Source organism: uncultured Phenylobacterium sp. (genome assembly GCF_902826855.1).
Taxonomy (GTDB): Bacteria; Pseudomonadota; Alphaproteobacteria; order Caulobacterales; family Caulobacteraceae; genus Phenylobacterium.
In genome coordinates this window covers 1-8,965 of record NZ_CADEGK010000184.1, presented here as the reverse complement: position 1 = coordinate 8,965, position 8,965 = coordinate 1, and the positions used below count along the sequence as shown (strand labels likewise).

Annotated in this window: 9 protein-coding genes and 1 pseudogene; 3 read left to right on the top strand and 7 right to left on the bottom strand. The window is 69.8% G+C overall.

Annotated features, from left to right (window positions below; translation table 11 throughout):
* The 3 genes from QZV94_RS19870 to QZV94_RS19860 all read right to left on the bottom strand — a co-directional run.
* A partial coding sequence (locus QZV94_RS19870; RefSeq protein ID WP_293680901.1) for an elongation factor G occupies positions 1-1,943 on the bottom strand: 1,943 nt, incomplete at its 3' end.
* A 196-nt stretch (positions 1,944-2,139) separates the two neighbouring features.
* Complete coding sequence (locus tag QZV94_RS19865) at positions 2,140-3,765, bottom strand: EAL domain-containing protein (RefSeq protein ID WP_293680898.1); 1,626 nt, start codon at positions 3,763-3,765, stop codon at positions 2,140-2,142.
* A gap of 66 nt (positions 3,766-3,831) precedes the next feature.
* Positions 3,832-4,092, bottom strand: a complete 261-nt coding sequence (locus QZV94_RS19860; RefSeq protein WP_293680895.1) for a hypothetical protein — start codon at positions 4,090-4,092, stop codon at positions 3,832-3,834.
* 84 nt (positions 4,093-4,176) lie between these two features.
* On the opposite strand from QZV94_RS19860, the gene QZV94_RS19855 reads away from it, so the two are divergent.
* Positions 4,177-4,671 (top strand): NUDIX domain-containing protein, encoded by a 495-nt coding sequence (locus tag QZV94_RS19855; RefSeq protein WP_293680892.1) that lies wholly within the window; start codon positions 4,177-4,179, stop codon positions 4,669-4,671.
* 44 nt (positions 4,672-4,715) lie between these two features.
* Positions 4,716-5,813, top strand: a complete 1,098-nt coding sequence (locus QZV94_RS19850; protein ID WP_293680889.1) for a phosphatidylinositol-specific phospholipase C1-like protein — start codon at positions 4,716-4,718, stop codon at positions 5,811-5,813.
* Here QZV94_RS19850 and QZV94_RS19845 read toward each other — a convergent pair.
* The 3 genes and pseudogenes from QZV94_RS19845 to QZV94_RS25250 form a co-directional block, all read right to left on the bottom strand.
* Entirely contained in the window at positions 5,810-6,391 is a 582-nt protein-coding gene (locus QZV94_RS19845) for a hypothetical protein (RefSeq protein ID WP_293680886.1), read from the bottom strand. The two genes, QZV94_RS19850 and QZV94_RS19845, sit on opposite strands and share 4 nt — an antisense overlap.
* Positions 6,392-6,501: 110 nt before the next feature.
* Entirely contained in the window at positions 6,502-6,723 is a 222-nt protein-coding gene (locus QZV94_RS25255; protein ID WP_367254927.1) for a cold-shock protein, read from the bottom strand.
* 255 nt (positions 6,724-6,978) lie between these two features.
* Positions 6,979-7,167: pseudogene (locus QZV94_RS25250) on the bottom strand (cold-shock protein); the annotation flags it as partial.
* Between the two features lie 188 nt (positions 7,168-7,355).
* Here QZV94_RS25250 and QZV94_RS19835 point away from each other — a divergent pair.
* Positions 7,356-7,934, top strand: a complete 579-nt coding sequence (locus tag QZV94_RS19835; protein WP_293680880.1) for a TIGR00730 family Rossman fold protein — start codon at positions 7,356-7,358, stop codon at positions 7,932-7,934.
* Here QZV94_RS19835 and QZV94_RS19830 read toward each other — a convergent pair.
* A partial coding sequence (locus QZV94_RS19830) for an amidohydrolase (protein ID WP_293680877.1) occupies positions 7,931-8,965 on the bottom strand: 1,035 nt, incomplete at its 5' end. The two genes, QZV94_RS19835 and QZV94_RS19830, sit on opposite strands and share 4 nt — an antisense overlap.

Sequence of the window (8,965 nt, the reverse complement as noted above, 5' to 3'; positions counted from 1 at the left end):
AGGCCCTGGGTCAGGCCGCGGAGCTCGGCGATCAGGTCCTGGCGCTCGCTCTGCGGCAGGTAGGCCTCGATCCGCTCCCAGCCGCGCCAGTCCTCCCGCGGCGTCAGGCCCAGGATCTGTCCCCGCCGAGCGGTGAGGGCCGAGGTGACGTTCGACGCGCTGGGTGACGGCGAATAGACCGTCAGCTTCTCGATCGGCTCCAGCAGGACCGCGCCGGTCTGCTTCAGGGCGTCCTCGATCGCCAGCCGGCCAGCCGTGCGGAAGGCCATTTCGGACGAGTCCACCGCATGGGTCTGGCCGTCGACCAGGGTGACCTCCAGGTCGGTGACCGGGAAGCCGAACACGCCCTTGGTCAGGCCGTCGCGGACCCCGGTCTCGACCGCCGGCACCCACTGCTTGGGCACTGCGCCGCCGACGACCCTGGACTGGAAGACGAAGCCGGAGCCGCGGGGCAGCGGCCGCACCTCGATGGTCACGTCGGCGAACTGGCCGTGGCCGCCGGACTGCTTCTTGTGCCGCGAGCGCTGGGTGCAGCCCTTGGCGATGGTCTCGCGGTACGGCGTCTTGGGCTGCAGGGTGTCGATCTCCACGCCATAGCGCCGCTTCATCCGCTCCAGGGCCAGGCGCACATGGCCTTCGCCCTGGCCGGCCAGCAGCACCTGGCGCTGCTCGGCGTCGTGGGTCAGCGAGAGGCCCGGGTCCTCCTCGATCAGCTTGTTCAGCGCGCTGGAGAGCCGCACGTCGTCGCTGTGGTTCTTCGCCATCAGCGCCACCGCATAGAGCGGCCTGCGCGCGCCGGCCGCCGTCCGGGCCTGCTGCGGCTGGCCGGTGGTGGAGAGGATCTGGCCGCTGCCGGCGTGCTCGACCTTGCCGATGGCGCAGATGTCGCCGACCGGCGCCTTGGCGATCTTCTTCAACGCCGAGCCCTGGACCTGCGACAGCCCACCGGCGCGGCTGCGGGTCCCGTCGGCCATGACGAAGTCGGCGCCGTCGGTCAGGTCGGCGCCGAACACGCGGGCGTAGGCCAGCTTGCCCGACTGGCCGGCGTAGGCGGCCTTCAGCACATAGGCGCCGGTGGTGATGCCGATGCGGTCGGCGGCCCTGGACGCGTCCGGCGTCTCGTGGCGCAGGGCCTTCAGCAGCCGGCGTATGCCGAAGCCGTTGGCCGCCGAGCCGAAGAACACCGGCACGATCTGGCCCTCGTTCATCTCCTGGACCAGGTCGGTGAACACCGCGTCGCGGCTCGGGGTGACGTCGGACAGGAGCTGCTCCAGGAGCTCGTCGTCGAAGTCGGCGATCTGTTCCAGCATGTGGAAGCGGGCGTTGGCCTCCTCCTCCAGGAGGTCACCCGGGATGTCGATCTGTTCGGAGGGCTTGCCGGGCCGGTAGACGAAGCACCGCTCCAGGGCCAGGTCGATGTAGCCGGACACCTTCTCGCCGCTCCAGGTCGGGATCTGCCGCGCCACGAAGGGGGCCGAGGAGACGGGCGCCAGGGCCTCCAGCAGTTCCTGCAGCGAGCCGCGAGCCTGGTCCATCTTGTTGATGAACAGGGCGTGGGGAATGCCGCGGCGCTCCAGCTCGCGCAGCGCGGGCTGCAGCAGCACCGCCTTGGCGGGGTCCGGCTCGGCCACCACGATGGCCAGGTCCACGGCCGGCAGCGCCGGGTCGATCTCGGCGCAGAACTCAAGGGATCCGGGACAGTCGACGACCACATAGCGGTCGCCCATGAATTCGAAACTGGCGAAGTTCAGCTCGACCGAGTGGCCGCGGGCCTTGGCCTCGGGGCTGGAGTCGCCAACCTCGCCGGGCCGCACAGCCTGACCGGTCGCGGCCTCCAGCAGGGCCTCCATCAGGGCGGTCTTGCCGGCGCTCGTGGGGCCGACGAGCGCGAGCGCCCGAACCGACCCCCCAGTTCTTCCGCCTACAATGTCTCGGATTGCCATGGATACGTTCTCCCATCACCGAGGGCGCCGAGAGCGCCCCGTTCTAACGGGAGTTCGAAGGCGCTCAAGCGCGCGGTTATGGACGGTCAGCGACCCTGCAAGGCTGGCCGACGCCGCCCTATGGGAGAAACCCTACGCCCGGAGTTTGAGGCGGCACAAACGCGACGGGCTTGTGATCAACGATTTGTGAGGCCGCTCAGCCCCACTCCTTCTTCCGCTCGGCTGCTGCGCGTATGGCCAAGCTTCCCTGGCCTGCGACGCCGGTGAGGAAGGCGCTGAGCTGGGCCTGGGTGACCGGCTTCTCGCCGGCGCGGCCGTAGAGCCAGCCCTGGGCGAAGTCGACGCCGGCCTTGCGCACGGCCTCCTCCGCCTCGGGCCCCTCGACCATCTCGGCCAGGGTCTGGACCTTCAGCTCCGCGCACATGTTGACCAGGTGCTTCACGAAGGTCGCCTCGCGGCCGCCGTGCTGCAGGTCGCGGATGTAGCGGCCGTCGATCTTGAGCAGGTCCAGGGTGAGCTGCTGCAGGTAGGCGAGCGAGGCCGCGCCCGCGCCGAAGTCGTCCAGGCACACCCGGCATCCGGCCGCGCGCAGGGACTGCAGCCGCCGATCGGCCTCGGCCAGGTCCTCGACGGCCGCGCTCTCGGTCAGCTCGAACAGCAGCCGGCCCTTGATGCTCGGGTTCTGCGCCACGATCCTCAGGGCGTTCTCGACATAGCTGTCGACCATCAGGCTGCGGCCGGAAACGTTGACCGCCAGGACCAGGGCCGGGTCGCGCTGGAGGTAGACCAGGGTCTCTTCCAGGATCGCGCCGTCCAGCGGCTCGATGAGGTCCAGCTCCTCGGCCATCTTGATGGTCGGGAAGGGGCTGCCCTCGGCGCCGAAGCGGACCAGCACCTCGTGGTGATGCAGGCTGGCGTCCTTCAGGCTGACCACGGGCTGGAAGGCCAAGCTGAAGCGTTTGTAGCGGATCGCCGCCCCGAGCTGGCCGGCCTTGCTGAGCGTGGTGCGCATGGCCCGGTCGAGCGCTTCGGAGAAGTCGGCCGGCAGGCCTCCATCGAGGCCTCTTTCCAGGACCGTGTTCAGCGCAAACCGCAGGGCCTGGGTGACCTGGCGCGGGCGCTCTATGCCGGACATGGCGACGGCGCCGGTCTGGGTGGTGACGCCTGTGACGCCGGAATTGGCCAGCACCCGGTCGATCCGCGCGGCCATCACCTCGGTGGACTCTTCGCGCCCACGCACCATGGCGTAGCGGTCGTGTCCAACCGCGGTAGGCGCCTCGCCGCGGTAGGCCTGGGCGCGCAGGATGCCGGCCAGCAGGGCCTGCAGCCGTGCGGGATCCTTCTGCGCGGCCTCGCTCTCGGAGAAGCCGGCGAGTTGGACGAAGGCGAGTTCCAGCTCCTGCGAGGAACCGGCCAGCAGCTCGGCGGCGCGCGCCTCGAACGACTCTCGGCTCTGCACGCCGGCGACGCCGCGCGGCTTCGCCCGCGCCAGGGTGCAGGAGATCGCGCCCCCGTTTTGCGGCAAACGGATGGCCGTGATGGTGGCGTAGCGCGGCGGCGCTCCTTCAGGCGTATTCACCGCGACGACCAGAGGACCGGCCCGAGTGGTGTCGCCCAGGCCGTCGAACATGGCCTCGACCATGGGGTGATCCTCGGCGTGGATCAGGCTGGTCCACGGCCGATTCGCCAGCGCCCTGTCGCCGACGCCCAGGACCGCCTCGCCGGCGCCCAGGCCGAAGGCCACCTTGCCGTCCTCGCGAATCTCCAGAAGGAGATCCGCGGCGGCGAACCCGAAACCCAGGAAGCGATGCGGTGCGGACAAGAAGCGTTTCCCCTACCGGCCCAAGGTGGCCCAGCGCCTCTTAAGATCGGGTTTGCGGAGGGGGGCTCAGGGTTCCACGGCCGCCTTGCGCTTCAGCATTCGCTGACGGCTGCGCAGCACGGCATAGAGGCGGTCGCGCTGGTGGTCGCCAACGGGCAGGGCGATGCGGGTATGGCCGATCTCCAAGTCGTGGGCGGCGTCGTTGGCCAGCTTGTTCATGGCCGTGGGCGAGACCTGCCAGAGCACGTGGACCAGGTCGGCGACCAGCAGTTCGAGCGCGGCCACCCGGGCGACCAGGTCTCGGTTACTGGTGGCGAAGTCGTCCATATGGCTGGTTTTGTGCTTTGGTTGCTCGCGAGCCGAAGACTTGTCCGGCCATCCTTAAGGCTTCTCTAGTTCGTGCATAAGTTGATGAAAAAATCTCGCTCCACGATCATTGTTCGGCCTACCGCCCGGGTCCTGCTGCTGGACGGGGCCGACCGCATACTGCTGATGAACGGCCGGCTTCCGGGCGCTTCGGGGCCAGGCGCCTGGTTCACGATCGGTGGCGGCCTGGAGGCAGATGAGACGTGGCTGGAGGCCGCCGCGCGCGAGATTGTCGAGGAGACCGGTATCACCGCCTTCGAGCTGGGCCCGATCGTCTGGGCCCGCGAGGGCGTGCTCAACATCCCCCACCCGGTGGTGTTCGACGAACGCTACATGGTCGCCCGATGCGACGGCTGCGAGCCCAGCCGCGAGGCCTGGGCCGCGCACGAGAGCGAACTGATCGACGACATCCGTTGGTGGACGATCCCGGATCTGGCGGCGACCTCCGATCCGGTGTTCCCGCCCGGACTAGCGCACCGGCTGCCGCCAATCGCGGCGGGTGAGTACCCGGCCGAGCCGGTGGTCATTCCCTGGGGCTAGGCTTCACCTTAGTGTCCCGCCCTAGAGGGTAGAAGAAACGCCGCATGATCGCCGTCTTGTTCGCCGCCGCCGCCATCTCCGCCGCCTGTGACCTGGAGCGTCCGACGGGCCAGCCGGGCTGCGCTCGGGAGGCGGTCGACGCGCTGCCGATGAACGCCATCCAGGTCATCGGCACCCACAACTCCTACAAGCTGGCGATCGCCCCCAACGAGTGGAGGGCCATCCACGCGTTCAGCGCCCGGGAGGCCGACGCCATCGACTACGGCCACCCGGCGCTCAAGGTTCAACTGGATCGTGGCGCGCGGCAGTTGGAGATCGATCTCGCCTACGACCCTGACGTTGGCCGCTTCGCCGACCCGCTGGGCTACCGCAATGCCGGCGCCGCGGTGGCCCCGTACGATTTCGCGCCTCTGAAGAAGCCGGGGCTCAAGGTGCTGCACGAGCCCTCGGTCGACTACCGCTCCGTCTGTCCCCTGTTCAAGGACTGCCTGGCCGATATCCGCGCCTGGTCGACGGCGCACCCGGACCATGTGCCTATCCTCATCCTCCTGAACCTGAAGGAGGGGGGCCTGAAGCTGCCCGGCGCGACAGTGGCTCCGCCGTTCGACGCCCGGGCCATGGACCAGATCGACGCCGAGATCCGCTCGGTCTTCCCGGAAACCGCCCTGATCACGCCGGACCAGGTGCAGGGCAAGCATGAGACCCTGCGTGACGCGGCGGAGGCCGGCGCATGGCCCAAGCTGAAGCGGGCGCGGGGGCGGGTGATGTTCGCCCTCGACTGCCCGCCCGACCAGGTGGCCCGCTACCGTGGAGGCCGTAAGGTGCTGGAGGGCCGCGTCGCGTTCGTGAACATCGACCCCGCCTCGCCGGCCGCTGCCTACATCACCCTGAACGAGGTCCCGGCGCTCTCCGAGCGGATCGCCGCGGCCGTGAAGGCCGGGTTCATCGTGCGCACCCGCGCCGACGCCGACACCTGGGAGGCGCGGCGGAACGACACCGCCCGCCAGGCCGCCGCGTTCGCCTCGGGGGCTCAATACGTGTCGACGGACTACATGACGCCCGACATCCGCTTCAGCGCCTATGCCGTCAGCCTGCCCGGCGGAGGCACGGCGCGGCTGTCACCGGTCCCGCCCGACCGCTAGGGCGTCTCGGCCTCGGGGCCGGAGACCGTCGACAGGGGAGGCGGGGCGGCCTGCGTTGCGGCGGTGGGCATGGCCGCCTCGTCGGCCCCCCGAGCCGCCTCGGCGGTCTCGAGCTTCTCGTCCTCTTCCTTGTCCTTGCCGTCGCCGACGATGCCCTTGGCCAGGGTCTTGCCGACCAGGCTGCCGGCGATCTTGCCGACCGGTCCCGCGACCGCCGCGCCGGCCAAGCCGCCGATCACGCCGCCGGCGATCGTACCGACCTTGCGCTCGACCTTGCCGTCGTCCTGCGCTGTGGCCTCCACCACGATCGGTCGAATGGTGGTGGGCGGATCGAGGGCCGGCGCGATCTCGGCGCGTTGCGGTACGGGCTGCGCTTCGAGGGGCGGGGGGATGTGGTCGGGCGCGGGTCCGGGCTGTGCCGGCAGGGTGATGAGCTGCGGCTCGGCGGACACCGCCGGCGGCGACAGGCCTGCTTGAATCGCGTCGAGGGTGTCGGGGCCAGGGGTCGCCTCCTGCGCCAGCGCGGCCCCCGGCGCGGCGAGCGCGGTGAACAACGACATGGTCAGTAGGGTGCGCATTTCGAAGCACTCCGCGAGGGCAATCCCCGCACGAGCGCTTTCAACGCCTTGGAGACAGGCGAGTTTCCCTGGCGGATCGGGGGCCCGCGTCAGCGGGCCCCCGGGGAAACCTAGCCGGTGACCTTCAGATTGGTCGCCGAAGTCTTGCCGCTGCGGCCGTCCTGCTCGAGGTCGAAGTTGACCGTCTGGCCCTCATTGAGGCCCGAGAGGCCGGCCTGCTCGACCGCCGAGATGTGGACAAAAATGTCCTGGCCGCCGCCATCGGGCTTGATGAAGCCGAAGCCCTTGGTGGGGTTGAACCACTTCACCTGGCCGGTGCCGGAGCCCGCCACCGTGCCGCGGGGACGGGCGCCGCCGCCACCGCCGCCGAAGCCGCGATCGCGCCCGCCGCCGTAACCGCCGCCGCCGCCGCGGTCGCCGTAGCCACCACCGCCGCCGCGATCGCCGTAGCCACCGCCACCGCCACCGCCACCGCGGTCGCCGTAACCGCCGCCGCCGTAGCCGCCACGATCACCGCCGCCGCCGAAGCCGCCGCCACCGGCGCGACGGGGTGCGGGATCACCCGCCGCCGTCACGACGATACCGGTCGCCGCCAGCTTGCCCGAGCGCCGATCCTGCTCGAGCTCGTAATCTACCTTGTCGCCTTCATTCAGACTGTCCATGCCGGCCTGATTGAGGGCCGAGATGTGGACGAAGACGTCCGATCCGCCGTCGTCCGGTTGAATGAAGCCAAAACCCTTAGCCGTGTTGAACCACTTGACCGTGCCGCTCGCCATTTCGTCGCAACCTAACCGAGAGAAAGTCCCCACGCCGCGCACATGTCCCGGCGCCCGGCTAATCGCGAATGACGAGCCGTGGCCAGATTTGTAGCGAGGGATTTCCGCCAAGGCCAGCGCCCGTGACAGGCGAGCGCAAACAGCCTAAGGGAGCGACCCTCCCTCCGCAGCGCCAACGTGGGTTTTTCGTGCAGAGCATCTGCGTCTACTGCGGCTCCTCGCCGGGCACGGATCCGGCGTTCATGGCCGAGGCGGTCGCCTGCGGGACAACGATCGCCCAGCAGGGGCTGACGCTGGTCTATGGCGGCGCCAGGGTGGGGTTGATGGGCGCGGTGGCGGACGCTGCGCTGGCCGCCGGCGGCCGGGTCACCGGCGTCATGCCCGCCGATCTGGTGAACGCCGAGATCGCCCACACAGGCCTCACGGAGCTGCGAGTCGTCACCTCCATGCACGAGCGCAAGCTGGCCATGGCCGACCTCTCCGATGGCTTCCTCTGCCTGCCCGGCGGGCCGGGGACCTTCGAGGAGATGTTCGAGCAGTGGACCTGGGCGCTCCTGGGCATCCACGCCAAGCCGTGCGGCTTTGTGAACGTCAGCGGCTACTACGACCTGACGCGCCAGGCGATCCAGCAGATCGCCACGAGCGGTTTCGTCGGCCAGCAATACGTCGACATGCTGGTCTTCGCCGACACCACCGCCGACGTCCTGGACGCCTTCCGCACCTACGTCGCCCCACCGCCCAAGTTCAGCGGCGGCGTGAAGGTCTAGGATAGCTCCAGCTTGTAGACCTTGCTCGCGGTTCCCGAGAACAGCGCCGTCTTCTCCGTGGCCGAGGCGCCCTTGGCCAGGTGTTTGAAGGCGTTCCAGAGCACTGCGTAGGTGCATGAGCCCATGTCTACCGGGAAGTTGCTTTCGAACATGCAGCGCTCGGCGCCGAAGGCCTCGACGCAGGTCTCGACGTAGGGCCGCCACTCGTTGGCGATCTGCTCCGACGGCGCCCGGGGTTCGGCCAGGAACGAGGGGAAGTTGCAGAAGGCCATGGCCATCCCGCCGAGCTTCACCACCACGTTCGGCGACTTCGCCAGCTCCAGCATGCTGGCCTTCCAGATCGGAAAGCGTTCCTCGAGCTTGCCGGCATAGCTGCCGCGGCCGATCGGCGTGCCCACATGGTCGAGCACGATGGTGGTGTCGGGGAAGGCGCGGGCCAGGTCAGTGAGTTCCGGGAGCTGCGGCTCCAGCAGCCAGGCGTCGAAACTGAGCCCCATGGGCGCCAGATGCTTGAACCCGGCGCGGAAGTCGTCGCGCAGGTAGTGGCCGGCCTGCAGGCGGTTGAGCGGTCCCAGCACCTCGGTGTCGGCGTCCCAGGAGGCGGAGTTCCGGATGCCGCGGAACCGGCCGCCGCCGGCCTGGACGTGGGCTTCCAGCACGGGCTGGACAGCATCGCCCAGGGTGAGCTCGGCGCGGCCGCCGACATTGGCCGCGGTGGCCGATTCGAAGCGGTACGTGCGGTCGCCCGGGATCGCGCCAGCGCCGTCGATGGTGACGCCGACGTCGCCGAACGCCGGCACCACCACGTTCCTGCCGCCCTGGCGCGCCAGCGTCTCGATCTGGACGCCGATCTTCGTGACCACGATGGTGGCCACGACCTCGCTGTTGCCCAGCGTCCACTCGTGGCCGCCGGCCGATTCCCGGATGAAGGCGTCGCCCACCTCGACCGACGCAGCGGCACGTACGCCGGCCGAGGCCAACCCGAGCAGCAGGACGAGGACGGCGGCGGGACGGAGCGCTCGTGAGCTGTG